The sequence below is a fragment of the Sinomonas atrocyanea genome (assembly GCF_001577305.1).
Classification (GTDB): domain Bacteria; phylum Actinomycetota; class Actinomycetes; order Actinomycetales; family Micrococcaceae; genus Sinomonas; species Sinomonas atrocyanea.
This window is the reverse complement of record NZ_CP014518.1, coordinates 733,635-757,547: the sequence shown is the minus strand read 5'-3', so window position 1 is coordinate 757,547 and position 23,913 is coordinate 733,635. Positions and strand designations below refer to the sequence as shown.

Genomic DNA, 23,913 nt, shown 5'->3' with positions numbered 1-23,913 from the left:
GGGACCCGCGGTAAGGGGCTCTGGCCGGTTCCGCGCTCCCGGGAGTAGCGTCGTCCTCATCCACACCGTTGGGAGGATCAGCCATGGGACTCGAAGACAAGTTCGACGCGGCCGCGGACAAGCTCAAGGGCAAGGTCGAAGAAGCCGTCGGCAGGGCCACCGACGACCGTTCGAAGGTCGTCAGGGGCAAGGTGGACCAGGCCAAGGGCGGCCTGAAGGACACGGTCGCGGACCTCAAGGCCCACACGAAGGACAGCGTCGACGAGGCCGACGCGGACCGCCGTCGCATCGGCGAGGCGGGCGGGGACGGGCTCGTCCCCTAGCCCGCCCGCCCGGGCCCGCTCCTCCGGCCCGTTCCTCCGTCTACTCCCGCTACTCCTCTATCCCCTCGTCGCCGCCGGCCGAGGGGTACTCCTCTTCCTCGGCGCCGGGCGGGTAGTCCTCGTCGCTGCCCGGGATCCCCTCGGCCTGCTCGAGCAGGTCTGCCTCGGAGGCCTCGGCATCCATGCGGGGCCGCGACGTCTCGCCGGTCGGGAGGGCCGGGGCATGCTGCTCTGCGTAGTCTGCCTCGGGGGCCTCCACCGGCGGGGTGCCGACGGGATCGGCCTGCGCGGCGGGTTCCGCGGGCAGGGCCTGCTCGAAAGCGTCGGCCTCGGGCTTTTCCTCAGTCATCGCGATGCCTCCTGCTGTGAGTCGTGGAGAGTCCGGCGGGCTCTCCCCCTGTCCTTGACCTCCCTGAGCGTTCCCGGCCCGAGCCGTCCTCAAACCAGCGCGGGCCCATCCGGCAGAGTGCTGTCCATGACGGGAATCTAGCCTGCGAACGTCAGGCTGACGGTGAGCGGCGCTGAGGGGAACTGGGTGCCGACGGTGAAGGACTGGGCGCCCAGAGCGGCGGCCACCGGCCCGAGCGGGCCAGCGAGCACGGTGGTGATCGAGCCGAGGACCGCGACGGCCGCCTTGGCCGCGGTCGCGAGACCGTGGTGCCACGGGCTCCGGGGAGCGTAGACCCGGGCCACGACGTAGGAGGCGAGTGCCGCCCACGCTTGGACGGCCGCATAGCGGTCGAGCGCGCCGTCCCGTCCCAGGGCCTCGCCGCCGGACGCCTGCGGCCCGTCGGACTCGACGTCGAGCCGGCATTCCGCAAGGACCCGCGCGAGCAGCCGGACGACGTCCTCCTCGATCTCCCGGACCCACTCGCTGATGTCGGGAAGCCTCTGGTCCGCCTCCGCAAGCTCGCGTTCGAGGGAGTCGATGCGCCGCTCGACCTCGGCGCGGAGTTCCTCGCTGGGCCCATTCATGGCGCACCTTCCCCGTCGGTGGAGGCAAAATTGTGCACTGTCGCGCCGTGGCGGGGCCAGAGTCGAAGTGCCCGGCGGACGCTGGGCTCTCGGCCCCCGTCAGGCTCCCTGGCGCCCCGCGCCCCGGACGGCATGCCTACTTCTGCCCCGCCCGGGCCTTGAGCGCCTCGGGGATGAGGGCCCGGACCTCCTCGGACTGGTCGGAGAGCACGACGACGTCGACGCGGCGGTTCTGCTCGTAGTCGGCATCGCTCGTGCCCGTGTTCGCGGGGCGGGAGGATCCGTAGCCGGTGGCGCCGATACGCGCTCCCGGCAGGCCGTCCCGCTCGACCATCACCCGCAGCACCTTCGTGGCCCGTTCGGAGGAGAGCTCCCACACGGACGGGTAACCCGTGATGAGGTTCGCGGCGTGGCCCTCGACCGAGACGTGCAGCGGGGTCGGGACGATCACGGGCGTGACCGCATCGAGCACGCTCACCGCGCGCGGGGTGAGGGCCGAGCTGTCCGGGCTGAAGAACGTCTGCGATCCGACCAGCCGGACGGTGAGCCCGCGCTGGTCGATCGTGAACTGCACGTCCCCGAGGAGGCCCTTCGCGTCGAGGCGCGCCGCCATCTGCTCCTTCAGGGCAGTGAGCCGGTCCACCTCCTTGGTCGCGAGCGCGAGGCTCGAGAACCCCTCGGTGTCCTTGCTGGCCTGATCGGGCGGGACCACGGTGCCCGTGGCCGTATCGATCTTCTGGGTGACGGTGGTGCCGAAGCCGGTCGCCAGGGAGTTGCGGAGCTTCTCGAAGCGGTTCTGGTCCACGGAGGACATCGCGTAGAGGACCACGAAGAGGCAGAACAGGACCGTGATCATGTCCATGTAGGAGATGGCCCAGCGCTCGTCGACGTGGAAGGGCTCCGGGGCCCTGCGCGGGGTCCGGCGTCGGCTCACGCGGCGGCCCTCATCTTCTCCTTCGCGTCCGCCCGCCCCCGGTCCTTGACGTGGTGCTCCGGGACCATGGCCCGCAGGCGGTCCGCGAGCAGCATGGGCTGGGCGCCGCCCTGCACGGCGAGGATGCCCTCCATGATGAGCGTCATGCGCTCGATCTCGAGCTCGGACAGGCGGGCGATGCGGGCGGAGATGGGGAGCCAGATGAAGTTGGCGGAGAGCAGGCCCCAGAGGGTGGCGATGAAGGCACTGGCGATCATGGGGCCCAGCGAGGTGGGGTCGGAGAGGTTCTCGAGCACGTGGGTGAGGGAGACGACCGTGCCGATGATGCCCATGGTGGGGGCGTAGCCGCCGAGGGCGGCGAAGAACTTGGCGTCGGCGTGGTCGGCCCGGGACTTCGTGCCGATCTCGTCCTCCATCATGATGCGCAGTTCCTCGGCGTCGGTGCCGTCGGCCACGTTCTGCAGGGCGCGGGAGAGGAAGGGGTCCTTCGTGTCGGTGGCCTCGGCCTCGAGCGCGAGGAGGCCCTCCGCGCGGGCCTTCTCGGCGAGGGCAATGATCTTGTCGATGCTCTCCTGCGGCTTCGGGGGCCGGCCCATCGCTGCGCGCGGGACGGCGCGGAAGGCGCGCAGGGTGTCCTTGAGGGTGTTGCCGGCCAGGCCCACCGCGAGGGTGGCGCCGAAGACGAGGATCATGGGCGGGGGGAGGATGAGGGCGGTGACGCTCGCGCCCTCCATCGACACGATCGCGACGACGGACCCGAACGCGAGGACGAGTCCGACGATGAGTGACGGGTCCATGGTGCTGTTCTCCTAGCGCTGGGTGGGGCGCAGGGGCGTGGCCCCCGGGCCGGGATCGTTCTCCTCTGTCCCCCGCACGAGGCTGAGCTGCTGCCCCTGGCCCACCGTGAGCCCGCGCGCCGTGGCCAGCACGAGGGCGCGGTAGTCCGCGATGAGCCCGATGATCTCGGCCAGGCTCTCCCGCACCACGTAGGTGGCGCCCCCGACCATCACGAGGGTCGTGTCAGGGTTCTCCTGCACGCGCTCGATGAGGTCGGGGTTGACTGCGAAGCGTGACCCGTTGAGGCGGGTGACTGCGATCATGGGGCCGTTCTTCTGCTCGGGGGCGAGGCTCAGGGCCTCGCCCCCCACTATCGGCCGCCCCGTCCGCGGCGTAAGGCCAGTGCTTTGATCGACAAAGGGGTGTCTGTCTTCCCCCGAACCTGATGGCATCCGGACGGAGACTCGGACGGGCGGGGTGTACGGAAGGCGCCCCAGCCGGCCAATGGCCTCCCTCCGGACCGGGCGCCAGCCGGACGCCTCCCGCACGTGCGCGCATGCGGACCGCCAAAGCAGGAGCCAGGGGCCGTCGCACGCTCGGCACCGTGTCTACCAGAGCGGCGCCGACCGGCGACAGGGCGGGACGGGCGTGTCCCGGTGTGTCGCACCACGGGCGCCGAGCCCCGCACGCGCCAGCACGCCCTCCGAGGGGAACCCGACAGCAGCCGGGTGCGTGCTCTCTGTTCACCGTTCTGCGGCTCCGGTTCGCGCGCGCGTCCCCTGCCACGGGGCGCCTGGTGCGTAGGATCCGGGCGTGAGCACGACCCAGCCCCGCCGCCCGACCCTGAAGGACCTCGGCCTCGATGCCGCCTGGCTCGCCGCCCGCATCGAGGAGAGCCCGATCCTGCTCGACCTCACCGACGGGATGCCCAAATTCGAACGCACCGTCCCCCGCACCGGCCCGGACCAGTTCGCCGTCCTCCTCTTCGACCCGGCCGACGGGACCCGCTTCATCGTCGAGGTCCAGCTCGGGGCCGCCGACACCGACCAGCTCACCCGCGCGCTCGCGCTGTGGGAGGCCGAGCGCACCCGCCTGCCCGTCGCGCACCGGGTCGTTGTCGCCGCCGAGCATATCCCCGCCGACGTCGCCCACGCCGCCGCCCTCGCCCAGGCGACCGCCCCCGTCGGGCTCCTCGAGCTCCACGCCGAGAAGACCGGCAACATCGTCATCGTTCACGGCGAACCCGTCCCCCTCCCCGGCCCGGACGCCCCCATCGCCCCGGGGCCCTGACCGAGGAACAGACATCCCGCCACGGTTCAGGGACGCAACCGTCGGGTAATCCCTCTCCGGTGGAGCACACGGGTGCTCGCAGACCCGGCGCGCGTCCGCGCGTCCAGCACTCATCGGACCGCGCGCAGATGCAGTCCCTTAGGAATGAACGAGGACCATGGCGGAACAGGACCACAAGCAGCAAGGCGGATGGCTTCCGGGGCAGGAGGACCTCGAGGCATGGCTTCAGGGGCATGCCGAGCGCACGGCCGGCTCCGAGGCGGAGACCCAGTGGCATCCGGCCGTTCAGCGGTTCCACCGGCTCGTGACGTCGGACCCGATCCTGCGCATGTACGCGACGCAGATGATCGAGCAGGTGCCCTCCGCGAAGCCGTACCAGCAGCGGCACCTGCACAGCTTCGAGCAGATGCTGTCCCTGGTCAACGCCGTCCTGACCATGGCACCGGAGTTCAGCGACGGGTCGATGGTCACGACCCCGATGGCCGGCATCCTCGACTGGACCATGGGCACGCCCGCCGGCTTCGCATTCTACCGCGACCCGCGGGTGAATGAGAGCCTCAAGGACATCCTCAACGCCTGGTGCGCCTTCCTGGACAGCGAGGAGTCCTTGTACGTGCTCAACGACTCGGACACGGGCTGGAAGAGCGACACGGCCCAGCGGGTCGTGGGCATGAGCCAGTTCGCCCATGACCCCGACGACCCGCACTGGGGATTCACGTCCTGGAACGACTTCTTCACCCGCCGCTTCGCCGACGGGCAGCGGCCGGTGGACCGCCCCGACGACGACCGGGTGATCGTCAGCGCCTGCGAATCCACGCCGTACAAACTCAGCACCGGGGTGCAGCGCCGGGACGAGTTCTGGGTCAAGAGCCAGCCCTACTCGCTCGAGGACCTGCTCGCGAACGACCCGGCCGTCGACGAGTTCGTCGGCGGGACCGTCCACCAGGCGTTCCTCAGCGCCACGAACTACCACCGCTGGCACAGCCCGGTCGCGGGCACCGTGGTCCGCGCCTACGTCCGGCCCGGCACGTACTTCTCCGAGGCCGACTCCGAAGGCGCGGACGCGGTGGAACCGACCAACTCCCAGGGCTACCTCGCCCACGTCGCCAGCCGCGCCATCATCCTCATCGAGGCAGACAACCCAACGATCGGGCTCGTCGCCGTGGTGCCCGTCGGGATGATCGAGGTCTCCTCCTGCGTCATCGGCGAGCAGGTGGTCCCCGGACACCACCTCGAGAAGGGCGAGGAGCTCGGATACTTCCAGTTCGGCGGCTCCACCCAGTGCCTTCTCTTCCGGCCCGGCGCCGTGGAGTCCTTCGCCCTGCAGGCCATCCCGCAGACCGCCGCCGCACCCGTCCACGTCCGCTCCCACGTGGCCACTGCTGCCCGCTGACGTCTCCGGTTCGCGTCCTTCTTAGCGCTTGAGGTCCACGAGCTCCTGGAGCACCTGGTCAGAGGTGGTGATGATGCGCGCGTTGGCCTGGAAGCCGCGCTGGGCCACGATGAGGTTGGTGAACTCCTGGGACAGGTCCACGTTGCTCATCTCGAGCGCTCCCCCGGCCAGGGTGCCGAAGCCCGGGTCGCCGGCCTGGCCGATCTGGGCGGTGCCCGAGTTCGCGGTGACCGTGTAGGCGGAGTCTCCGGCCTTCTCGAGCCCGGAGGGGTTGGTGAACTTCGCCAGGGCGATCCGGCCGACGGTCTGCTTCAGGCCGTTGCTGAAGGAGCCGATGAGGGAGCCGTCCGAGCCGAGGGTGAACGCCTCGAGCGTGCCGGCGGAGGAGCCGTTCTGGCTCGTGGCGGCCACGGTGGTCATCCCCGCATAGCCGGTCACCGCCCCGAGGTCCACCGTGATGCCGCCGACGGCGAGCGTCCCTCCCGCCGTCTGCCTGCCGCCCGTGAAGGCGAGGGAGCCCGCCCCGGTGGCCCCGTCGGCGTCGGCCGCGGCGACGTTCCACCCGCCGGCCGTCTTGGTGAAGGTGAGCGCGAGGTTCCGGGCGGTGCCGGTCGCGTCGAAGACCTTGATGTCCCGTTCGAGGGAGGTGCCTGCCGCGGCGTCGGAGGGCAGGTTGCCGTCCACCCCGACCTGGCTCGTGGCGACCGCGGGGATCGTGGCGGTCGGCGAGAGCGCGACGTCGCCGATGGGCGAGCCGGTGTTGACCACCCCCGCGGCGTCCGCGGTCCAGCCCTGGAGGATGCCGCCGTCGGGCCCCACGAGCCGGCCGCCGGCGTCGAAGCCGAACGAGCCCGCGCGGGTGTAGAGCTGCTGGCCGCCGCGGCTCGTGATGAAGAACCCGTCCCCGGAGATCATCATGTCCGTGGCCTTGCCGGTGGTCTGGGCCGAGCCCTGGGTGAAGTTCGTGGTGACGGCCGCGACCTTCACGCCGAGCCCGATCTGGGCGGGGTTGGTGCCGCCGGTGGCCGGCTGCGGGCCGCTCGCGCCCTGGGTGAGCTGGGAGAGCGTGTCCTCGAACTGGGTCGAGGAGCCCTTGAAGCCGGTGGTGTTGACGTTGGCGATGTTGTTGCCGGTGACATCCAGCATGGTCTGGTGGGCGCGCAGGCCCGAGATGCCGGAGTAGAGCGAGCGGAGCATGGTGGCTGCCTTTCGTCGGGCGGTCGGGTGGTGAGGGGAGGGCGGGCGGGAAGCGATATGAGGTCAGGCGGTGGCGATGCCGGTGATCGCATCGAGCGGGACCGAGGCGCCGCCGATCGTGACCGTGGGCGCGGAGCCGGTGTAGGAGACGCTGCTGGGGGTGCCGACGGCGGAGGTGCCGTCCGCGGCGAGGTAGGTCACGGCCTTGCCGATGAGGGCTGCCGCGGCGGCGCGCTGCTGCATGCTCAGGCCCTGGGCGCTGTCCGTGGCGAGCTGGGTGAGCTTCTCCATCATGGACAGCTGCGTGGTCTGGTTGATCATCGCGTTGGTGTCCATGGGCGAGCTCGGGTCCTGGTTCTTCAGCTGGGTGACGAGCAGGTCCATGAAGACGGTCGAGTCCATGGTCTGCTTCGGTGCCCGGACGGCCGCCGAGGAGGTGAGGCTCGTGCTCCCGACGGTGCCGATGGGGCTTCCGACGGAGCCGATGGGGCTGGTGCTCATGCGTGCCTTTCTCTCAGACGAGGATGTCCAGGCCGGCGGCCGTGGGCACTGTGGTGGACGATGCGGTGGGCGACGCCGCGAGGCCCGGCGGCCCGCCCGGGTCTCGGAGGGTGCCGCCGCTCCCCCGCCCGGAGCCGTGGCCTCCTGGCTGGCTGCCTGGCTGGTTGCCGGGCTGGCCCTGTCCCTGCCCGCCCGGCTGCTGCGGGGCGCCGCGCTGGGAGAGGTCGAGGCTTGCGCCGAGCCCGGTGCCGGCGAGATCGCGGCGCAGGTCGGCGAGCACGGAGTGGACCGCGGCGCGGCCGGCGTCGGTCGGGGCGAACAGCTCGATCCGCACCCCGTCGGCGCCGATGCGCGCCTGCACGGTGACCGGGCCGAGGTTCTCCGGGGTCACCTTCACGGTCATGAGGTGCTCGCCCGGGCCGGCCTGCGCGAGCGTTGCCACGGGTCTGGAGAGCTGGTCCGCGAACCCCTGCGGCGGCGCTGCCGGCGGAGGCACGACGGCGGCGGGCAGCACCACGTCGGGCCTCGCCGCCGGGAGGGGCACCGCTGCGGGGAGCCCGGCGGCGGCCGGGAGGGGCACCGCTGCGGGGAGCCCGGCGGCGGCCACGACGGACGACGCCGCGGGGTCGCCCGCGGCACGACCCGCCAGAGCTGGACCGGCCGGAGCAGGACCGGCCAGAGCAGGACCGGCCAGAGCAGGAACGGCCAGAGGCAGACCGGGGGTCGAACCGGCCAAGGCGGACTCCCCGATGGCCGAGCCCGACACCGCCGGACCCGACACCGCCGAACCGGACACAGCCGGACCGGACGCGCCCGAACCGGACACCGCCGCATCGGAGACCGTCGAACTCGATGCAGGCGCACCAGGCAGGGCCGAACCAGGCGCCCTGACGGCGGGGCTCCCGGAGCCGGGCGTCAGAGCCGAGGCAGGGAGCGTCTGCCCGTCGGCACCCCCTGTCCAGCCGGCTCCCGCCGGCGTCGTCCCGGCGACCCCGGCGACCCCGGCGGCGCCGAGGGCGCCTGCGGTGAATGGTCCCGGAGTGTCGGCCCCCATCGCCGGCACTCCGGAAGACTGTCCGGGCCCCGCTTCGCCTGGCACCGCTGGCGCCGCGAGCCCCGCCGCGACGAGCGCGGTTCCGGAGGCGCCGGGACCGCCGCTACCGGGCGCGCCTGCGCCTGGCACCCCAGTGGCCAGCACCCCAGCGCCCAGCACCCCGGCGGCGGGCGAGGCCGCCGCGGCGGCGAGCGCCGGCGTCGTGCGTGGAGCTCCCGAGGGGGACGCCGTGACCTGTGCCGGGACGAGCCCGGCCAGCCCGGCCAGCGCGGCCGGGTCAGCGCCGCCGGCGGCCGCCTCGGTGCCCGGCTCCCCGGAGGAGCGCCGCGGGCCGGCCGGCCGGACCTGAGAGTGCGGGCCCGGAGAGTGCGGGGCCGGAGTGTGCGCGGCCGGCGGCCTCTGGACGTCGGCGAGCGCTGCGGCGAACTGCCCCGGCCCTCCGTCGGAGGCCGTCCCGGGCCGCTGCGGCGGCCGCACGGACGCCGCGGCCATGGGGACGGCGGATGTCCCGGACATGAGCGGGGCCATCAGGCGGCTCCGGGATACAGCGCGGCGACGACCGCGCGGGCCGCGGGTTCCCACCTGGCGTAGGCCTCGGGGTAGGCGGAGCGCTGCACCGCCTGGTCCGCGGCGGTGACGGACATGCCCTGCCACCCGGGAATCGCGGTGAGGCGGTCCAGGAACATCCGGGTCGAGGCCCGCGGGTCCATGGCGTCCGCGACGCTGCCCCACGAGAACTGCGCGCCGTTGACCTGCTGCTGGAACAGGCCCACGGAGTAGCCGTCGGCGCCCACGGCGGAGGGGTCGGGGGCGAGCGCCTGCGACCCGGCGACCTTGGGGTTCCAGTACATCCTGAGCGAGGACTCCTGCAGGGCGGTGGAGATCGCGTTGACGGCGGCCTGGGGAGGCAGGCCCCGGGCCCGGACCTCGCCCACGATCGTGCGGGCGTAGCCGAGCTGGGACGCGTCGAGGCCGGCCACGCCCGAAGGCGCGGATCCTCCAGCCACGCCGGCCGGACCGGCCGCGCCCGCGGCGCCGCTGTCCGGGACGATCCGCCGGATGGCCGTGAGGCCCGTGTACTTCTCCCACGCGTCGCGGACCTGGATGGTCTTGCCCGGCTCGGGCGCGTCGATGGCCTTGCCGTTGCCGAGGTAGATGGCCACGTGCTCGCCGCCGAAGTCGATGAGGAGGTCGCCCGGCCTGGCGTCGGCGAGGGAGGCGACGGGCGTGCCCTGGGTCATCTGGTCGTGCACCACACGCGGCAGGGAGATGCCGAGGTCCTGGTAGACGCGCTGGACGAATCCGGAGCAGTCCATGCCCCGGGCCGGGTCCGTGCCGCCCCACACGTACGGCACGCCCACGTACCTCTGCGCCGCGGCCGCGACCTGGTCCCCCGTGACGCCGCCGGCGCTCCCGGCGGCGGCGAGGGGGCCGCCTGCGTCAGCGGCGGAGATCGGGGCAGTGTCCGAGGAGGCGGGGGCGAGGAAGCCGGCGAGGGTCTGGGCGAAGGCCGCGCCGGTCTGGGGCGTGGCCGCCGCGCTGGCGCCACCCTGGGCGCTCGAGGGGGCGGACGACGCCGTCCGTGCGGCCCCCGTCGGGTCGAATCCCGCGATGGTGGTCTGGATCTGGGCCACCCGGCCCATGGCCTCGGTGATGCTCATGCGTCCGTGCCTCCGGGTCCAGGCTCGTGGGCGCCGCGGAGCCGGGCGGCGGACCCGAGCTCGTCGAGGACCACCTGCTCGGCGGCGAGCGCCGAGGCTGCGGCGGCGGCCGCGTGGCGCGCCTCGAGCTTCTCCAGCCCCACGGTGCGGGCGCGCGCGGCGCCGAACTCGCGCTCGGCCTCGGCACGCTCGGCCTCGGCCGTGGCGGCGAGGCCGCGCAGCTCGGTGAGCATGCTCATCGAGGAGGCCCGGGCGGCGGCGACGGCCAGCAGCGCGGCCGAGGTCTCGGCGTCGGACGGGATGCGCTCGGCCTCCGCGACGGCCCGGCCCTCGCGCGCGGCGAGAGCGGCCAGGCGGGAGTTCGCGGCGCCGAGGTGGCCGGCGGCCTGGTCCTGCTCGAGCCGGCGCAGCCTGAGCAGTCCGGCGAGGGGGAAGGGTGCCGTCATCGGGGACCTCCGAGGGTCGTGGCGAGTCGGGAGAGCCGGGCCCACGCGTCCTTGGACGCGGTGCGCTCGTCGAGGCCCTGGCGCAGGAACGCGTCGATCTCCCCTGCGTGGTCGAGGGCGGCGTCGACGAGGGGGTTGCCGCCGCGCTGGTAGGCGCCCACGTCGATGAGGTCCTGGGCGGCGGTGCGGGCCGCGAGCACCCGGCGCAGGGCCGCGGCCCAGGCCGTGCGCTCGGGCGGGTTGACCTTGGCCGCGACGCGGGAGACCGAGCCGAGGACGTCGATGGGCGGGAAGTGGCCCATGACGGCGAGCTTGCGCTCGAGCACCACGTGCCCGTCGAGGATCGAGCGGGCAGCGTCAGCCACGGGCTCGTTGTGGTCGTCGCCGTCCACGAGCACCGTGTAGATGCCGGTCACCGACCCGGTGCGGGCGGTCCCGGCCCGCTCGAGGAGGCGGGCGAGGAGGGCGAAGGCCGACGGCGGGTAGCCGCGCGTGGCGGGCGGCTCGCCGGCGGAGAGGCCGATCTCGCGCTGGGCCATCGCCACGCGGGTGAGGGAGTCCATCATGAGCAGGGCATGGGCCCCCTGCTCGCGGAACGACTCGGCGATGCGCGTGGCCGTCGAGGCCGCCCGCAGCCGCATGAGGGCCGGCTCGTCACTCGTGGCGACCACCACGACCGAGCGCGCCAGGCCCTCGGGGCCGAGGTCGTCTTCGAGGAACTCGCGCGCCTCGCGGCCGCGCTCCCCCACGAGCGCGATCACGGAGACCTCGGCCTCGGTGCCGCGGGCCACCATGGACAGGAGCGAGGACTTGCCCACGCCGGACCCGGCGAACAGGCCGAGGCGCTGGCCGCGGCCCACCGTGGCGAGCGTGTCCAGGGCGCGGACCCCGGTCTGCAGGGGCGTGTCGATCCGGGCCCGCTCGAGGGCGGAGGGGACGCTGCCCTCGTCAGCGACCCGCGGGCCGGCGAGGGGGCCGCGCCCGTCGATCGGGCGGCCGAGGCCGTCGAGGACGCGGCCCAGCAGCGCCGGGCCGGTGGGGACGAGGGAACCGCCGCGGCGCGCGCGCACGGGATGGCCCACGCGGAGGCCGCTGAGGGGACCGAGCGGCATGCAGGTCAGGGTGCCCCGCGCGGAGGCGACCACCTGCGCGCCGGTGACCAGGCCGGCGTCGCCCGTGATCTCGACGAGGTCCCCGACCGCGCAGCCCAGCCCGGCGACCTCAAGTCCCAGGCCGCGGACGGCGGTCACGGTGCCGACGCGCTCGGGGGCCGCGGCCGCGACGGCGGCGGGGAGGCCCTGCAGGAGGCTCATGGCCGGGCCTCAGCTCTCGCCAGGTCGTCGGAGCCCGTGAGGGCCGCTGCGGCGCGGGCGAGGGCGGTGCCGATCCGGGCGTCGAGCTCGCCGTCGGGGTAGACGGCCACGGCATCCCCGCGGGCCAGGGACGGGTCCGGCTCGAGGGACACGCTGGCAGGGACAGAGCCCGCGGCCTCGCCGAGGAGGGCGAGGTCCGCCGGGTGGAGGCGGACGGCGAGGACGGCGGCGGCGTCCGGTGCGGACAGGGCGCGGGCGAGGGCGGCCCGGGCGCCGCCGGGGGCGTCGCCCAGTTCCCGGCCGATCGCAGCCTCCGCGACCGCGAGCGCCGCGGCGGCGATCTGGGACTCGGCCTCGGCGAGGACGGGGGCGGTGCGGGCCTCGAGGGCGCGGGCGGCCGCGGCGAGGACGGCCACGGCGGCCTCGGCCCGGGCGCGAAGGGCGGCGAGCGCGGCCGCGTGCTCGGCCCGGCGCTGCTCCTGGCGCGCGGCGGCCTCGGCGGCGGCCCGGCGCAGTCCGGCGGCGTACCCCGCCGCGTGGCCGCGGGCGTAGCCCTCGGACTCTCCGGCGGGGTCCAGGTCCGGGAAGACGACGGGGCGCACCGGCGCCCCGAGGACATGCGCACTGGGCAGCAGCGCGTCGGTCACGGTGTCAGTAGACAAGGTCGTCCTCCTCGCCGCGGCGCATCGTGATGGCCCCGGTGGCCTCGAGTTCGCGGATCGAGCGCACGATCTCGGCGCGCGCTTCCTCCACCTCGGAGGCCCGCACCGGCCCGAGGGCAGCGATCTCGGAGGTGAGGATGTCCCGGTTGCGGTCGGAGACGTTGCCCGTGATGGCGTCCAGCACCGGCTGGGTGGCGCCCTTCATGGCCCGGGCGAGCAGGCCGGCGTCGACCCCGCGGAGGATGAGCTGGATGTCCTTGCGCTCGAGCTTGACGATGTCCGCGAAGGTGAGCATCTTCGAGCGGACCTCCTCGGCCAGCTCGGGGTCCCGCTCGGCGAGCCCGTCCAGGACCGTGCGCTCGGTGGCCACGTCGGAGCGGTTGATGATGTCCACGAGCGGCTGGACGCCGCCCATGACCTCGGCCTGCCGCTGCCCCGGGGCGAGGGCCGTGCCCGTGCGGGCGCGCAGGCTCTCGGCCACGACGCTCACGGCCTCCGGGGTCGCCGAGCCCATCGTGGCCAGGGCATGCGCCACGTCCGTGGCCTGCGCCGCGCCGAGCCCGGCGACCACCTGGGAGGCCTGCTCGGGGCGCAGGTGGGCGAGCACGAGGGCGATCGTCTCGGGCAGCTCGCCGTCGAGGAGGGTCAGCAGCTGCGCGGGGTCCACGGTGTCGAGGAACTCGAACGACTTCCCGGCCATGGTCGAGGCGAGCCGGTCCATGACCCCCGCCGCCCGGTCGGGGCCGAAGGAGGACTCGAGGAGGCCGACGGCGAAGTCCCGGCCCCCGCGCGCCATGCGCCGCCCCGAGACCGCGATCTCGTGGAACTCGGCGATGACCTCGTCGGAGACGGCCGGGGCCACGCGGCTGAGCCGGACGATCTCGGCCGCGATGTCCTCCGCCTCCGCCTCGGTGAAGTGGGCCATGACCTTCGCGGCGGACTCGGGGCTCATCTGCATGAGCACGATCGCGACCTTCTGCGTCCCGGTGAGCCGGAGCTCTCCGGGCGCTGCCAGCGCGGGCGTCATACGGCCTGCCTCTCGTCCATGAGCCCGCGCAGGTACTCGGCGGTCTTCTGCGGCTCGGTGGCACCCAGCCGGTCCACTTGGGCCCGGCGCCGCTCGGCGTCGAGCACCTCCTCGGCCGGGTCGGGCAGCGCGGGGACGAGCGGCTCCACCGCAGGGAGGGCCGTGGTGACCGAGGGTTCGATGGCCACGGGGACGGGGAGCTCGTCGAGGAGGATGTCGCCGCCGAGCTCCATGGGCTCGCGGGTAGCCATGCGGCGCCGGCGCATCCACAGCAGCACGGCCGTGACGATGAGCGCCAGCAGGGCCACCCCGGCCCAGATCATGGTGGTCAGCAGCTGGCCCTGGAGCCTGGCGGCCTCGTCGGCCTGCTGCTGCGCGAGCGCGGCCTTGGCCTGGTCCGCGGCGGCGGTGCTGAACGGCACCACCTGCATCGAGAGGACGTCCCCGCGGGTCGTGTCGATCCCGGCGGCGGCGGAGACGAGCGCGTTGAGGTTCTGGATGTTCACCCCGCCGGCTGCCGTGGAGTTGACGGCGACCGAGACGGACTGGCGCTTGAGCGCCCCGGCGGGGATGGTGCGGTCCTCGGTGACCTTGTTCACGGCGTTGTCCCGGGTGTCCTTGGTCGAGTCGTAGGTCCCGTTGCCGCCGGCCGCGCCCGAGGGCACGGCGATGTTGTCCGGTCCGAGCACCCCGGAGGCGCCCGAGGCGCCGGTGCCGCTGTACTTCTCCGTGGTGGTGGACTGGCTCAGCGGGGCTGCCGAGGCGCTCGCGTACGTCTCCGACTTCTGCTGCGCGGACTGCTGGTCCACCTCGGGAACCACCGCCACGGTCGCGTTGCCGGGGCCGAGCACGCGGTCGAGCACCGCCTGGACGGCGGCCTGCGTGCGCTGCTGGTAGTCGGCGGCCTGCTTGGCCCCGTTGGCGCTCAGGCCGGCGCCGACGGCGGAGAGCACGTTGCCCTGGGCGTCCACAACGGAGACGTTGGCGGCCTTGAGGCTCGGCACGGCCGCGGAGGTCAGGTGCACGATCGCCTCGACCTTGTCCGCCGAGAGGGTCTGCCCGGGCACGGTCTCGACGAACACGGACGCCGTGGGGTCGACCTGCTGGGACGTGAAGACCGTCTTCTGCGGCAGGGCCAGCTGCACCGTGGCGGTCTTGACCCCGTCGAGGTGCGAGATCGTGGTGCCCAGCTCCCCCTCGATGGCCCGCTTGTAGGTGACGTCCTGCTGGAACTCGGAGGAGGTCACGCCCATCTTGTCCAGGAGCGAGTAGCCCGTGGCGGGCGCGGCCGGGAGGCCCGCGGAGGCGGCCTTGAGGCGCTCGTCGTAGACCTTCTCCTGCGGCACGAGCACGGTCGCCCCGCCGTCCGCGAGCTGGTACGGCACGTTGTCCTTGCCGAGCTGGGCCACCACGGCGCTCGCGTCCGAGCTCTGCAGGCCGGTGAACAGCGGAGCGTAGGTGGGCCGGGTGAGCCACGAGACGAGCGCCACGGTGCCCAGGGCCAGGACGGCAATGCCGATGACGGCGAGGGTCCGCTGCCCGGTCGTGAAGCCCCTGACGGTGGCCGCGAGGCGCCTGCCCGCGGCCAGGAGGAACGGCGGCATCAGCCCTGCATCCTCATGATCTCGTTGAACGCGTCCACGCCCTTGTTGCGCACGGTGGCCGCGAGCTCGAGGGTGACCTGGGCCCGGGTCGCGGCGATGGTCGCGTTGTGGATGTCATCCAGGTTCCCGGTCACGGCCTGGACGGAGAGCTGGTTGGAGGTGGACTGGAGCTGCTGCAGGTTGTCCACGGCGCCGGCGAGGCTCGCCGCGAAGCCGCCGCCCGCCGTCGTGCCCCCCGCGGTTCCGGTGACGCCGGTGCTGCCGGTGACTCCGTCGAGGCCCTGGACGCCCTGCAGCGGGGAGACCGGTCCGATGGGTGCGATGCTCATGATGACTTGCCGATCTGCAGCGCGGACTCGTACATGGTGCGGGCCCGGTCCACGACCTGGGCGTTGGCCTGGTAGCCGCGCTGGGCCATGATGAGCGAGCCCATCTGCTCGTTGAGGTCGATGTCCGGGTAGCGCACGTAGCCCTGCGCGTCGGCGACGGGGTTGGAGGGCTCGTACACCATGCGCCCGGCCGCGCTCCCCTGCGGGGTGCTCTTGACGTACACGCCGGAGGTGCCCGGGCCGGCCTGCGCCTCGATGAACCTGGCCTGGAACGCCGGCCCGCTCGTCGGGGAGGCGTCGTTGACGTTGGCGAGGTTGTCCGAGATGGCATCGAGCCACTTGCGGTGGACCGTGAGGGCGGTGCCGGCGATCCCGATCGCGTCGAAGGTCATCAGGCCGTCCTCATCGCTGTGCGGACCCCGGTGAACTGCGCGTTGATCGCCTGCGAGGCGAACTGGTAGCGCAGCACGGTGTCGACGTTGGAGAGGGTCTCCGTGTCGAGGTTGACGTTGTTCCCGTCCGTGCGGGTCGGCTCCGCGGAGATGGAGGTGGTCGCGGACGCGCGCCCGTCCCCGGCCTGCACGGAGGCGGCGAGCGCGGTCTCGAAGGACACGCGCTGGGCGTGGTAGCCCGGGGTGTTGACGTTGGCGATGTTGTCCGCGATGGCGCGCTGGCGCTGCGAGAGTCCGTCGAGGGCGCTGGTGAGCGCGGCGGACGTCACGGATTCGAGCACAGTTCTCCTGCCACAAGGAAACGTGAGGGAGGCCGATCCGTGGCCTGGTCTGCGAGCAATCCGTGCTCGCTGGGGACTATCGGCAGGGGGTGCCGGGGCGTTAGCCGGTGATGTCGGTGCCGCCGGTGCTGCCGGGTCAGCCCGTGGTGCCGGTCAGCCCGTGACGTCGAGGTACACCGGGGCGCCCTGGCGGGCCGAGGGGACGGCGCGCAGCGCGGCGAGGTGGCCGGCCGCGTTCGAGCGCGCCGCGGCGAGCCGGGCGGCGAGGTCGCGCTGGGCGGCCTCGAGGGCGCGGGCGCGCGCCGCGAGGGGCTCGGGCAGCGGTCCGAGGCCCGGAGGCGGGGCCCAGCGCACGACGGCAGGTGGGAGCCCCGCGCGGGCCGGGCGGCCGGCGTCGTGCCCGCCGGCGGGAGGCCCGCCCACGGGAGGCCCGCCCACGGGAGGCCCGCCCACGGGTGGCCCGCCGAGCAGCCGCTCGGAGGCGGCGAGGTCCGCTTCGAGTGCCGAGAGCACCGGCTCCCAGGCGTCGGGGCGAGCGGCGGCCTCAGCCAACGGCGTAGCCCCGGGTCGCGTCGACGCCAGTGGAGTCCTCCTCGGCGACCACGCCGGCCGCGGCGTGCCAGGACCGCTGGAGCGGCTCGAGCAGGGCGATCGCCTCGCGGGTCCGCGCTGGGTCACGGTGGATGTTCGCGTTGACGAGGGCCACGCGCACGTACTCGTAGATGGCGCGCAGGCCGTCCGCGCCGTCCCACACGCCGGGCCTGAGCGTGGCGGTGAGCTCGGCGATGATGTCCTGCGCGTGCAGGAGGTGGTCGCTGGCCGCCTGCCAGTCCGTGGACCCCTGGGCCAGCTCGGCGCGGCGCAGGTCCAGCAGGAGCCGGTCGTAGAGCATGGTCAGGAGCCGGGCCGGGCTCGCGGACAGCACGGCGTCCCGGGTGTACTGCTGGCGGGCGAAGGCTGCGCTTCTCACGGATGGTGTCCTTTCCTCGGACTCACTTCGACGTCGGGCTGTAGGTGGGGAGCCCGGCGATCTGGCTCGTGAGCCACGTCTGCTGGGACTTGAGCGTGCCGAGCGCGGTGTCCATCGCGTTGTAGACCGCGGTGAGGGATGCCCTGCGGTCGGCCAGCCTCAGGTCCCAGTCGCTGATCTGGGTGCCGAGGTCGCTCACGGTGCTCTGGTGCCCCTGGATGAGCGAGGTGATCGAGCCGGTCACGGGGTCCGAGGCGTTCTTCGCGGCGGTGGCGACGCGGCCGGCGATCTCCGAGAGGGCGGCCTGGGTGCCGGAAGGGTCCGCGGCGAGCGCGGCGGAGAACTTCGCGGAATCGAAGGTGAAGGTCCCGTCGCGCTGGATCACGATCCCGATCTGCGACGGCGACTGCCCGTTGGAGGTCGGCAGGTAGAGCGCGTCGGTGACCGAGTCCCCTACGCCCCGCACGCTCGAGTCGCCGGTGAAGAGGCCGCCGCTGGCTGAAGAGGTGCCGGAGGAGGTGCTGGTCGTCGTGACGGCCGAGTTGCTCGCGATGGTGCCGAGCAGGTCGTTGACGGAGGCGACGAGGTCGCTGGCCTGCTTCGAGATGCCCGCCGAATCGCTCGCCACCGTGACCGTCACGCTGCTCCCCACGGCCCCCGCGGAGGCGGTGACATTCACGCCCGGGAGGAGGTTGGTGAACGTGTTGGTGGATGAGGTGATGGTCTGCTGCGCGGCGGTGCCCGCGTAGAGGGTCGCCTTCGCGTCCTGCGCGGTGGTGACGACGGCGGCCCCGGGCTGTGACATGAGGTCGGTGGCCGTGCCGGCGCTCACGTCGGCGGACGTGCCCTGGTACGCCGTGAACGCGCCCGCGGCGCCGGACTGGGTTGCCGTGAGCTGGAGCCGGTAGAGCGGGTTGCCGCTCGCGTCCGTGCCAGCCGCGACCTTGAGGGCCTTGGCGGGGCCGCCGGAGGCGTTGATGGCCGTGACCACATCATCGAGCGAGGTGCTCGCGGGGGTGATCTGGGTCTGCTTCCCGGTCGAGTCGACGAGGGTCAGCGCCGAGGGCGCTCCCGTCGAGTCGGTAGGCCACGAGGTCATCGCAGCGGTGACGTCGACCTGGGTCTGCGCGAGCTGGTTGACCGTGAGGCTGAACGTGCCGGCGGTGGCCGTGGTCCCGGCCGTCGCGGTCACGGCCGTGTTGTCCGTCGTCGCAGTGAAGAGGTTGGTCGCCCCGGGCGCCGAGATCTTGGTGGCGAGGTCGCTGAGCGCGGAGGCCTTGGTGTTGAGGCCCTGGAGGGCCGTGATCATGCTCTGCTCGTCCGACTGGGCCTGCTTGAGCTGCTGCTGGGGCAGGGCCTCGACGTTCATGAGCGACGTGATGATGGACGTGATGTCCAGTCCGCTGCCGAGTCCGTTGACCGAGACTCCCATGGTGGTGCTCCTTCGGTCCGGCGCGGTGCCGGACGATGCCGCGCCGCGTCAGGGGTGGGACGCCGAGGGCGGCCAGGCCGTGGAGGGCCTGGCCGCGCCGCCGGCGCTAGTGCACTGATCAGCCGAGGAGCTTGAGGACGCCCTGGCCGGACTGGTTGGCCTGGGCGAGCATCGCCGTGCCGGCCTGCGAGAGGATCGAGTCCTTCGTGTAGTTGACCATCTCGGACGCCATGTCGGTGTCCGTGATGTGCGACTGGGCCGCGGCGAGGTTCTGCGCCGAGACGTTGGCGATGTTCATCGCGTGGCTCAGCCGGTTCTGGGAAGCGCCGAGGCTGGAGCGCTGCGCCGAGACCGCGGCGATCGCCGTGTCCAGGTTGGTGACCGTGGTGGCCGCGTTCGTCGCGGTGTCCACGAGGAAGGCGCTCGCGCCGGTGGTGCCGGAGAAGCTGTTGGCGCCTGCCGTCAGGCTCGTGGTGAGGTTGCCGAAGTCCACCTTGATCTGGCTGTTCGCCGAGCCGTCGGCGCCGATCTGGAAGCTCAGTGCCGTGGCGCCGCTCGCGGAGCCGTCCAGAAGCTTGATGCCGTTGAAGTTGGTGGAGTTCGTAATGCGGTCGAGCTCCTGGCCGAGCGCATCGCCCTCGGTCTTGATCGCCGTGCGCGACGCAGTGTTGTTCGAGTCGTTGCCCGCCTGGACCGCGAGGTCGCGCATGCGCTGCAGGATCGAGTGGACCTCGCCGAGCGCGCCGTCCGCGGTCTGGACGACGTTGATGCCGTCCTGGGCGTTGCGGGCGGCCATGCCGAAGCCGTTGACCTGGGACTTGAGGCCCTCGGAGATCGAGAGGCCCGCGGCGTCGTCGGCGGCGGTGTTGATGCGGAGACCGCTGGAGAGCTTGGCCATCGAGCTGGCCATCTCGATGGAGGTCTTGTTGAGGTTCTGGTAGGCCTGCATGGCCGAAAGGTTGGTGTTGACGGTCAGTGCCATCGTGGGTTCCTCCGTGACTGGTGATGTGTACTGCTCCGGGTCCGTCCGTGGACCCTCAACCGCACCTATCGGCGGCCTGCACGAATGCGTTAGCTGGGAGTTCGCCTAAAGATTCCGGCCGCCCTGCCGACAGGTACAGATACACGGCGCGCGTGCGCCGTACGCACCCGGCACTGTTGCCTCATGGATGAGGAGTTGGCCAAGGAATGGCGATCCACGACCTGTCGGCCCAGCTCTGGCGTGAACGCGAGCTGCTGGACCTGCTGACGTTCAAGCTCGAGGAAGAGCAACTGCTGCTGACCGCGGGCAAGACGCGGTGGCTCTCGCACGCGACCCGCGAGGTCGAGCACGTCCTCGAGCGCCTCCAGGCGGTGGGGCTCGAGCGCGCGGTGACGGCCGCCGCCGTCGCCCGCGACTGGGGCCTGGCCGAGGAGGCGACGCTCCGCGACCTCGCCGCCAGCGCGCCGGACGCCGCGTGGGCGGACATCCTCTCGGCCCACCTCAAGGCGATGACGGACCAGGCGGCGCTGATCCGGCAGCTGCGCGACGCGAACGCCCAGTTCCTCCGCGCCGCCGCACGGTCCACGCAGGAGACCCTCGCGGAGACCGAGGCCTCCGCCGCAACCCTCTACGACGCCCACGGACGCTCGGCTGCCCAGGGCAGCGCGCGCCTGTTCGACCAGGAACTCTGAGCGGAAAAGGATCCCCGTGAGCACCTTCGGCGCCCTCAACACCGCCTACCGCGGGCTCTCCGCCGCGCAGCAGGCCATGGACCTCGCCGGCCACAACATCTCCAACGCCGGCACCGACGGCTACACCCGCCAGCGCATCGAGCAGTCCGCCGTGGCGGCGCCCGCGGCGATGGGCCTTGCAGCGACCGGGCCGCAGGTGGGCCAAGGAGTCTCGGTGGACCGGATCGCCCGCCTCGGCAATGCCCTGCTGGACGCCTCGGCCCGCACCACCGCGGCCACGGCCGGGTACACGGCGCAGCGCTCGTCCGCCTACCAGCAGATCGAGACGACCCTGAACGAGCCCGGCACCGACGGCCTCTCCGCGCGGCTCCAGTCGTTCTGGTCGGCGTGGCAGGACGTCGCCAACCAGCCCGGCGCGCCGGCACCGGCGAGCGCCCTGATCCAGGCCGGCACCCAGGTGGCCTCGACGCTCTCCGCCGGCTACGGCGCGCTCGACGCGCAGTGGACCGCCACCCGCTCGGACGCCCAGTCGATGGTCGCCTCGCTCAACGACGCCGCCGCCCAGGTCGCGGCCCTGAACAAGAGCATCCGCTCGACGCTGGGCGCGGGCGGCTCGGCGAACGAGCTCATCGACGCCCGCTCGAGGCTCACCGAGACCATTGCCTCCCTCGCCGGCGGCACGGTGCGCGAGGAGGCCGACGGCACCGCCACGGTGTATCTCGGCGGCAACGCGCTCGTGAGCGGCGACTCCGCCCGCGCGGTGCAGCTCGCGGGGGCGAGCACGATGACGGACGTGGCCTCGGGCGCCCCCACCCTCGTCTGGGCGGACAGGCCCGGGCAGACGGTGGGGCTCGACGGCGGGTCGATCGCCGGGGCGCTCTCCGTCCTCGCCCCGGCGAACGGCGGGAACGGCGGGGCGATCGCTGAGGCAGCCGCCCAGTACAACACGGTCGCGGCGTCCCTGGCCTCCTCGGTCAACGCCCTCCACAGCGCGGGGCAGACCCCCACCGGGGCCGCGGGCGGGAACTTCTTCGCCCTCTCCACCTCGCTGCCCGCCGCGCAGGGACTCTCGGTGGTGCCGAGCGGCGCCGCGGGGATCGCCTCCGGCGCCGCCGGGGCGGGTGCCCTCGACGGCTCGACCGCGGACGCGATCGCCCAGCTCGGCCTCGCCCCGGGATCACCGGACGCGAGCTGGGCCGCGTTCGTCACGGCCACCGGCTCGGCGTCCCGCGCCGCCCAGGAGGAGGGCGACCTCACGGACACCGCCGCGGCGAACGCGAAGCAGGCCCAGGCCTCGAGCGCCTCGGTCAGCCTCGACGAGGAGAACGTGAACCTCCTCGCGGCGCAGCACGCGTACCAGGCTGCGGCCCGCGTCCTGACGGCGGTCGACCAGGCCCTCGACACCCTCATCAACCACACCGGAACGGTAGGACTCTAGCCATGCTCCGCGTGACCGACCAGACCATGACCCTCGCGGCCCAGCGCGCCCTCGGCGCCCGGCAGGCGAGGCTCGCGGCGGCCCAGGCCACCGCGTCCTCCGGCACCCGCATCACCCGCCCCTCCGACGACCCGGTGGGCACGGGCGAGGCGCTGCGGGTACGGGCACGGCTCGCCGCGGGCGCGCAGTACCAGCGGAACATCGACGATGGCACCGCCTGGCTCAACACCCTCGACTCGGCCCTCGGCTCCGCCACCGGTCTGCTCCGGCAGGTGAGGGACGCCGCCATCCAGGGCGGCAACGGCTCGCTGAACCAGGACGGCCGCAACGCCCTCGCGACCCAGATAGACTCCCTCCGGCGGGACCTGCTGGCCACCGCCAACACGCAGTACATGGGCCGCAGCGTCTTCGCCGGGACCTCGGACGCCGCGAGCGCGTTCACGGACGGGACCCCGCCCACCTTCAACGGCACCCAGGGAGGCACCGTGCAGCGCCGGATCGGACCCGACCAGACCGTCCGCGTGGACGCCGACGGCGGCGCCGCGTTCGGAACCGGGCCCGGCTCCGTCTTCGCGGTCCTGGACAGCATCGCCGCCGATCTCCGCTCTGGCGCCGACCCGACGTCGCGCCTCACCGCCCTCGACGCCGGGATGAGCGCGGTCGCCGCCGCCCGCTCCGACGTGGGCGGCCGGCTCTCCGAGCTCGCCCGCGCCGGCCAGGCCACCGCCGACGCCGCCACCTCGCTCGAGGCGCGCCGCAGCGGCATCGAGGACATGGACCTCGGCAAGGCAGTGCTGGACCTCCAGCTGCAGCAGACCGCCTACCAGGCCGCCCTCGCGGTGACCGCCAAGGTGCTCCAGCCGAGCCTGACGGACTTCCTCCGGTGAGCGCGCTCGCCTTCGCGGAGCCCCTCCCCGGCCTCGCCCCCCACACGGATTATCTGCTCGAGGCGGTCGACGGCGCCCCCGGGCTCTTCAGCCTCTGCCCGCCGGGGGATCCCGCGATCCGGCTCTTCGTCCTCGACGCCGCGGTGTACGTGCCTGGCTACTCCCCCGACATCGCGGCGCAGACCGCCCGGATCGGACTCGGCGAGCAGGACCGCCCGCGGATCCTCGTCGTGGCGACGCCCGCCGGCGGCGCGACGACGGTCAACCTCGCGGCCCCGGTGCTGGTCAACGAGGTGGACGGCCGGGCCGTCCAGGCCGTGCTCGAGGGCTGGCCCGTGCGGGCCGGACTCGGCGCGCAGTAGGCCCGCCTTTTCTGCCGGTCCGGGCTAGTCCTGGTGTCCCCGGCCGCCCTGGCCGTTGGCCTTGCCCTGGCTCCGGCCGCCGCTCTGGCTGCCCGGGCCGTTCCCCTTGGCCGGCGCGTTCCCGCTCCGCTGGCCCCCGGGGATCGAGATCCCGTAGGGGTCCGTCAGCCCGAGGATCCGGTCGAGCGTGCTCGTGAGCGCTCCGGCGGCAGACGCGTTGCCGTTGCCTAGGTCCCAGCCACGGCCGTTCGCACGGTCCTGGCCGTTCCCGCTGCCTTGGCCGATTCCGCTGCCCTGGCCGCTCGCGTCGGCTGCCGCCGCACCGTCCTGGCCGCGGCCGCTGGGCGCTGCGCCGTCCCGGCCGCCGCCCTTCGTGTCATCGCCGTTCGAGCCTGCGCTGTCCTGGCCCTTCCCCGCCGCGAGAGGCTGGCCGCCCGGGGAGTCGGGGCCCTGACCGGACGCGGCGTCCGTCCCCGCGTCATGGGCGTCGCCGTCGGCGCCTGCGGCGTCGCCGGCTTGGCTGCCGCTCTGGGCTGCGGCCGCCGGGGCCGTCGCCGCCGGGGTGAGCACGACGGCGGAGCGGGCGCCGCAGAGGGCATGGATGCAGGGGTCGATGGGCGGCATCGCGGCGGCGTCGACGCTGCCGGCAGCGTTCGCGGCGCGCGCCGACGAGGGGGAGGCGGGTACGGCACGGAGCGCGGCGGCCGATGCGATGGCCCGCGCCGACTGGACGGTGGCACCGTACTGCTGGAGCGGACCGTTCATCGCCGCCTGCAGGGTGCTGACGCCGCAGAATGTCAGAACAGCTGTCCCCCCGACCACTGCCGGCAGCTGCCACATCAACTTCTTCATTTTTCAGCCTTGATGTCGCGCGGCCGTTCATCCGGCCCCCACGCAGACCTTACACTGTGTCGAGTGGTGCTGGTGCCAC

30 protein-coding genes are annotated in these 23,913 nt (G+C 73.4%); 8 read left to right on the top strand and 22 right to left on the bottom strand.

What is annotated here, in order from left to right:
* The first annotated feature begins 83 nt into the window (after nt 1-83).
* Nucleotides 84-323 (top strand): CsbD family protein, encoded by a 240-nt coding sequence (locus tag SA2016_RS03645; protein WP_066495378.1) that lies wholly within the window; start codon nt 84-86, stop codon nt 321-323.
* A gap of 49 nt (nt 324-372) precedes the next feature.
* Here the strand turns inward: SA2016_RS03645 and SA2016_RS03640 are convergent, their stop codons facing one another.
* The 5 genes from SA2016_RS03640 to SA2016_RS03620 all read right to left on the bottom strand — a co-directional run bounded on the left by SA2016_RS03640 (nt 373) and on the right by SA2016_RS03620 (nt 3,332).
* The gene (locus SA2016_RS03640; RefSeq protein ID WP_066495375.1) at nt 373-672 is read right to left on the bottom strand and encodes an Rv3202a family protein; all 300 of its coding nucleotides are present in this window, start codon (nt 670-672) and stop codon (nt 373-375) included.
* A 137-nt stretch (nt 673-809) separates the two neighbouring features.
* Complete coding sequence (locus tag SA2016_RS03635) at nt 810-1,298, bottom strand: hypothetical protein (RefSeq protein WP_066495373.1); 489 nt, start codon at nt 1,296-1,298, stop codon at nt 810-812.
* A gap of 136 nt (nt 1,299-1,434) precedes the next feature.
* Nucleotides 1,435-2,232 carry an OmpA/MotB family protein gene (locus SA2016_RS03630; protein ID WP_066495371.1) on the bottom strand — a complete coding sequence of 266 codons (798 nt, stop codon included), beginning with the start codon at nt 2,230-2,232 and terminating at the stop codon, nt 1,435-1,437.
* A complete protein-coding gene (locus SA2016_RS03625) occupies nt 2,229-3,029 on the bottom strand; it encodes a motility protein A (protein WP_066495370.1) in 801 nt (266 codons plus the stop codon). The genes SA2016_RS03630 and SA2016_RS03625 overlap by 4 nt, the downstream gene beginning before the upstream one ends.
* A gap of 12 nt (nt 3,030-3,041) precedes the next feature.
* Nucleotides 3,042-3,332 (bottom strand): flagellar FlbD family protein, encoded by a 291-nt coding sequence (locus SA2016_RS03620; protein WP_066501953.1) that lies wholly within the window; start codon nt 3,330-3,332, stop codon nt 3,042-3,044.
* 490 nt (nt 3,333-3,822) lie between these two features.
* On the opposite strand from SA2016_RS03620, the gene SA2016_RS03615 reads away from it, so the two are divergent.
* Nucleotides 3,823-4,299 carry a hypothetical protein gene (locus SA2016_RS03615; RefSeq protein WP_066495367.1) on the top strand — a complete coding sequence of 159 codons (477 nt, stop codon included), beginning with the start codon at nt 3,823-3,825 and terminating at the stop codon, nt 4,297-4,299.
* Between the two features lie 157 nt (nt 4,300-4,456).
* A complete protein-coding gene (locus tag SA2016_RS03610) occupies nt 4,457-5,692 on the top strand; it encodes a phosphatidylserine decarboxylase family protein (protein WP_084249276.1) in 1,236 nt (411 codons plus the stop codon).
* 21 nt (nt 5,693-5,713) lie between these two features.
* Here the strand turns inward: SA2016_RS03610 and SA2016_RS03605 are convergent, their stop codons facing one another.
* The 3 genes from SA2016_RS03605 to SA2016_RS21270 form a co-directional block, all read right to left on the bottom strand.
* Complete coding sequence (locus tag SA2016_RS03605) at nt 5,714-6,889, bottom strand: flagellar hook protein FlgE (RefSeq protein ID WP_066495364.1); 1,176 nt, start codon at nt 6,887-6,889, stop codon at nt 5,714-5,716.
* A 63-nt stretch (nt 6,890-6,952) separates the two neighbouring features.
* Complete coding sequence (locus SA2016_RS03600) at nt 6,953-7,390, bottom strand: flagellar hook assembly protein FlgD (RefSeq protein ID WP_066495358.1); 438 nt, start codon at nt 7,388-7,390, stop codon at nt 6,953-6,955.
* 13 nt (nt 7,391-7,403) lie between these two features.
* Complete coding sequence (locus SA2016_RS21270; RefSeq protein WP_141305451.1) at nt 7,404-8,156, bottom strand: flagellar hook-length control protein FliK; 753 nt, start codon at nt 8,154-8,156, stop codon at nt 7,404-7,406.
* Between the two features lie 421 nt (nt 8,157-8,577).
* Here SA2016_RS21270 and SA2016_RS21265 point away from each other — a divergent pair, with 421 nt between their 5' ends.
* Nucleotides 8,578-8,793, top strand: a complete 216-nt coding sequence (locus SA2016_RS21265; RefSeq protein WP_141305450.1) for a hypothetical protein — start codon at nt 8,578-8,580, stop codon at nt 8,791-8,793.
* 178 nt (nt 8,794-8,971) lie between these two features.
* Here SA2016_RS21265 and SA2016_RS21260 read toward each other — a convergent pair whose 3' ends face one another.
* The 13 genes from SA2016_RS21260 to SA2016_RS03530 all read right to left on the bottom strand — a co-directional run bounded on the left by SA2016_RS21260 (nt 8,972) and on the right by SA2016_RS03530 (nt 19,603).
* A complete protein-coding gene (locus tag SA2016_RS21260; protein ID WP_141305449.1) occupies nt 8,972-10,105 on the bottom strand; it encodes a C40 family peptidase in 1,134 nt (377 codons plus the stop codon).
* Nucleotides 10,102-10,551, bottom strand: a complete 450-nt coding sequence (locus SA2016_RS03585; RefSeq protein WP_066495349.1) for a hypothetical protein — start codon at nt 10,549-10,551, stop codon at nt 10,102-10,104. Before SA2016_RS03585 ends, SA2016_RS21260 begins: the two co-directional genes overlap by 4 nt.
* Nucleotides 10,548-11,864, bottom strand: coding sequence for a FliI/YscN family ATPase (locus SA2016_RS03580; RefSeq protein WP_066495347.1), 1,317 nt, complete (start codon nt 11,862-11,864; stop codon nt 10,548-10,550). The genes SA2016_RS03585 and SA2016_RS03580 overlap by 4 nt, the downstream gene beginning before the upstream one ends.
* On the bottom strand, nt 11,861-12,526 hold the full coding sequence (locus SA2016_RS03575; protein ID WP_084249274.1) for a FliH/SctL family protein: 666 nt from the start codon (nt 12,524-12,526) through the stop codon (nt 11,861-11,863). Before SA2016_RS03575 ends, SA2016_RS03580 begins: the two co-directional genes overlap by 4 nt.
* Complete coding sequence (fliG, locus tag SA2016_RS03570; RefSeq protein ID WP_066495338.1) at nt 12,516-13,553, bottom strand: flagellar motor switch protein FliG; 1,038 nt, start codon at nt 13,551-13,553, stop codon at nt 12,516-12,518. The genes SA2016_RS03575 and fliG overlap by 11 nt, the downstream gene beginning before the upstream one ends.
* Nucleotides 13,550-15,157, bottom strand: coding sequence for a flagellar basal-body MS-ring/collar protein FliF (gene fliF, locus SA2016_RS03565; protein ID WP_066495336.1), 1,608 nt, complete (start codon nt 15,155-15,157; stop codon nt 13,550-13,552). Before fliF ends, fliG begins: the two co-directional genes overlap by 4 nt.
* On the bottom strand, nt 15,157-15,486 hold the full coding sequence (gene fliE, locus SA2016_RS03560) for a flagellar hook-basal body complex protein FliE (RefSeq protein ID WP_066495334.1): 330 nt from the start codon (nt 15,484-15,486) through the stop codon (nt 15,157-15,159). Before fliE ends, fliF begins: the two co-directional genes overlap by 1 nt.
* On the bottom strand, nt 15,483-15,878 hold the full coding sequence (locus SA2016_RS03555) for a flagellar basal body rod protein FlgC (protein ID WP_066495332.1): 396 nt from the start codon (nt 15,876-15,878) through the stop codon (nt 15,483-15,485). The genes fliE and SA2016_RS03555 overlap by 4 nt, the downstream gene beginning before the upstream one ends.
* Nucleotides 15,878-16,219 carry a flagellar basal body rod protein FlgB gene (locus SA2016_RS03550; protein ID WP_066495330.1) on the bottom strand — a complete coding sequence of 114 codons (342 nt, stop codon included), beginning with the start codon at nt 16,217-16,219 and terminating at the stop codon, nt 15,878-15,880. The genes SA2016_RS03555 and SA2016_RS03550 overlap by 1 nt, the downstream gene beginning before the upstream one ends.
* A 153-nt stretch (nt 16,220-16,372) precedes the next feature.
* Nucleotides 16,373-16,771 carry a hypothetical protein gene (locus SA2016_RS03545; protein WP_066495327.1) on the bottom strand — a complete coding sequence of 133 codons (399 nt, stop codon included), beginning with the start codon at nt 16,769-16,771 and terminating at the stop codon, nt 16,373-16,375.
* Nucleotides 16,764-17,189, bottom strand: coding sequence for a flagellar export chaperone FliS (gene fliS, locus SA2016_RS03540; protein WP_066495325.1), 426 nt, complete (start codon nt 17,187-17,189; stop codon nt 16,764-16,766). Before fliS ends, SA2016_RS03545 begins: the two co-directional genes overlap by 8 nt.
* 22 nt (nt 17,190-17,211) lie before the next feature.
* Entirely contained in the window at nt 17,212-18,621 is a 1,410-nt protein-coding gene (gene fliD / locus SA2016_RS03535; RefSeq protein WP_066495324.1) for a flagellar filament capping protein FliD, read from the bottom strand.
* A 118-nt stretch (nt 18,622-18,739) separates the two neighbouring features.
* A complete protein-coding gene (locus SA2016_RS03530; RefSeq protein WP_066495323.1) occupies nt 18,740-19,603 on the bottom strand; it encodes a flagellin N-terminal helical domain-containing protein in 864 nt (287 codons plus the stop codon).
* 206 nt (nt 19,604-19,809) lie between these two features.
* Here SA2016_RS03530 and flgN point away from each other — a divergent pair, with 206 nt between their 5' ends.
* The 4 genes from flgN to SA2016_RS03510 are packed head-to-tail and all read left to right on the top strand — an operon-like array spanning nt 19,810 to nt 22,982.
* Nucleotides 19,810-20,295, top strand: coding sequence for a flagellar export chaperone FlgN (gene flgN / locus SA2016_RS03525; protein WP_066495321.1), 486 nt, complete (start codon nt 19,810-19,812; stop codon nt 20,293-20,295).
* A 16-nt stretch (nt 20,296-20,311) separates the two neighbouring features.
* Entirely contained in the window at nt 20,312-21,733 is a 1,422-nt protein-coding gene (flgK, locus tag SA2016_RS03520) for a flagellar hook-associated protein FlgK (protein WP_066495318.1), read from the top strand.
* A gap of 2 nt (nt 21,734-21,735) precedes the next feature.
* Nucleotides 21,736-22,620, top strand: a complete 885-nt coding sequence (gene flgL / locus SA2016_RS03515; protein ID WP_066495315.1) for a flagellar hook-associated protein FlgL — start codon at nt 21,736-21,738, stop codon at nt 22,618-22,620.
* A complete protein-coding gene (locus tag SA2016_RS03510; RefSeq protein ID WP_066495313.1) occupies nt 22,617-22,982 on the top strand; it encodes a flagellar assembly protein FliW in 366 nt (121 codons plus the stop codon). The genes flgL and SA2016_RS03510 overlap by 4 nt, the downstream gene beginning before the upstream one ends.
* A 24-nt stretch (nt 22,983-23,006) precedes the next feature.
* On the opposite strand, the gene SA2016_RS21255 is transcribed toward SA2016_RS03510, so the two are convergent.
* A complete protein-coding gene (locus SA2016_RS21255; protein WP_141305448.1) occupies nt 23,007-23,834 on the bottom strand; it encodes a hypothetical protein in 828 nt (275 codons plus the stop codon).
* Nucleotides 23,835-23,913 lie beyond the last annotated feature (79 nt).

Excerpts from the sequence above, each read along its gene's own strand:
- fliD (WP_066495324.1), bottom strand. The coding sequence starts at position 18,621 with ATGGGAGTCTCGGTCAACGGACTCGGCAGCGGACTGGACATCACGTCC.
- flgL (WP_066495315.1), top strand. The coding sequence starts at position 21,736 with ATGCTCCGCGTGACCGACCAGACCATGACCCTCGCGGCCCAGCGCGCC.
- SA2016_RS21260 (WP_141305449.1), bottom strand. The coding sequence starts at position 10,105 with ATGAGCATCACCGAGGCCATGGGCCGGGTGGCCCAGATCCAGACCACC.
- SA2016_RS03555 (WP_066495332.1), bottom strand. The coding sequence starts at position 15,878 with ATGACCTTCGACGCGATCGGGATCGCCGGCACCGCCCTCACGGTCCAC.
- SA2016_RS03605 (WP_066495364.1), bottom strand. The coding sequence starts at position 6,889 with ATGCTCCGCTCGCTCTACTCCGGCATCTCGGGCCTGCGCGCCCACCAG.
- SA2016_RS03620 (WP_066501953.1), bottom strand. The coding sequence starts at position 3,332 with ATGATCGCAGTCACCCGCCTCAACGGGTCACGCTTCGCAGTCAACCCC.
- SA2016_RS03625 (WP_066495370.1), bottom strand. The coding sequence starts at position 3,029 with ATGGACCCGTCACTCATCGTCGGACTCGTCCTCGCGTTCGGGTCCGTC.
- SA2016_RS03640 (WP_066495375.1), bottom strand. The coding sequence starts at position 672 with ATGACTGAGGAAAAGCCCGAGGCCGACGCTTTCGAGCAGGCCCTGCCC.
- fliE (WP_066495334.1), bottom strand. The coding sequence starts at position 15,486 with ATGAGCATCGCACCCATCGGACCGGTCTCCCCGCTGCAGGGCGTCCAG.
- SA2016_RS03585 (WP_066495349.1), bottom strand. The coding sequence starts at position 10,551 with ATGACGGCACCCTTCCCCCTCGCCGGACTGCTCAGGCTGCGCCGGCTC.
- fliG (WP_066495338.1), bottom strand. The coding sequence starts at position 13,553 with ATGACGCCCGCGCTGGCAGCGCCCGGAGAGCTCCGGCTCACCGGGACG.
- SA2016_RS03530 (WP_066495323.1), bottom strand. The coding sequence starts at position 19,603 with ATGGCACTGACCGTCAACACCAACCTTTCGGCCATGCAGGCCTACCAG.
- SA2016_RS03580 (WP_066495347.1), bottom strand. The coding sequence starts at position 11,864 with ATGAGCCTCCTGCAGGGCCTCCCCGCCGCCGTCGCGGCCGCGGCCCCC.
- flgN (WP_066495321.1), top strand. The coding sequence starts at position 19,810 with ATGGCGATCCACGACCTGTCGGCCCAGCTCTGGCGTGAACGCGAGCTG.
- SA2016_RS03635 (WP_066495373.1), bottom strand. The coding sequence starts at position 1,298 with ATGAATGGGCCCAGCGAGGAACTCCGCGCCGAGGTCGAGCGGCGCATC.
- SA2016_RS21255 (WP_141305448.1), bottom strand. The coding sequence starts at position 23,834 with ATGAAGAAGTTGATGTGGCAGCTGCCGGCAGTGGTCGGGGGGACAGCT.
- fliF (WP_066495336.1), bottom strand. The coding sequence starts at position 15,157 with ATGCCGCCGTTCCTCCTGGCCGCGGGCAGGCGCCTCGCGGCCACCGTC.
- SA2016_RS03600 (WP_066495358.1), bottom strand. The coding sequence starts at position 7,390 with ATGAGCACCAGCCCCATCGGCTCCGTCGGAAGCCCCATCGGCACCGTC.
- SA2016_RS03645 (WP_066495378.1), top strand. The coding sequence starts at position 84 with ATGGGACTCGAAGACAAGTTCGACGCGGCCGCGGACAAGCTCAAGGGC.
- SA2016_RS03610 (WP_084249276.1), top strand. The coding sequence starts at position 4,457 with ATGGCGGAACAGGACCACAAGCAGCAAGGCGGATGGCTTCCGGGGCAG.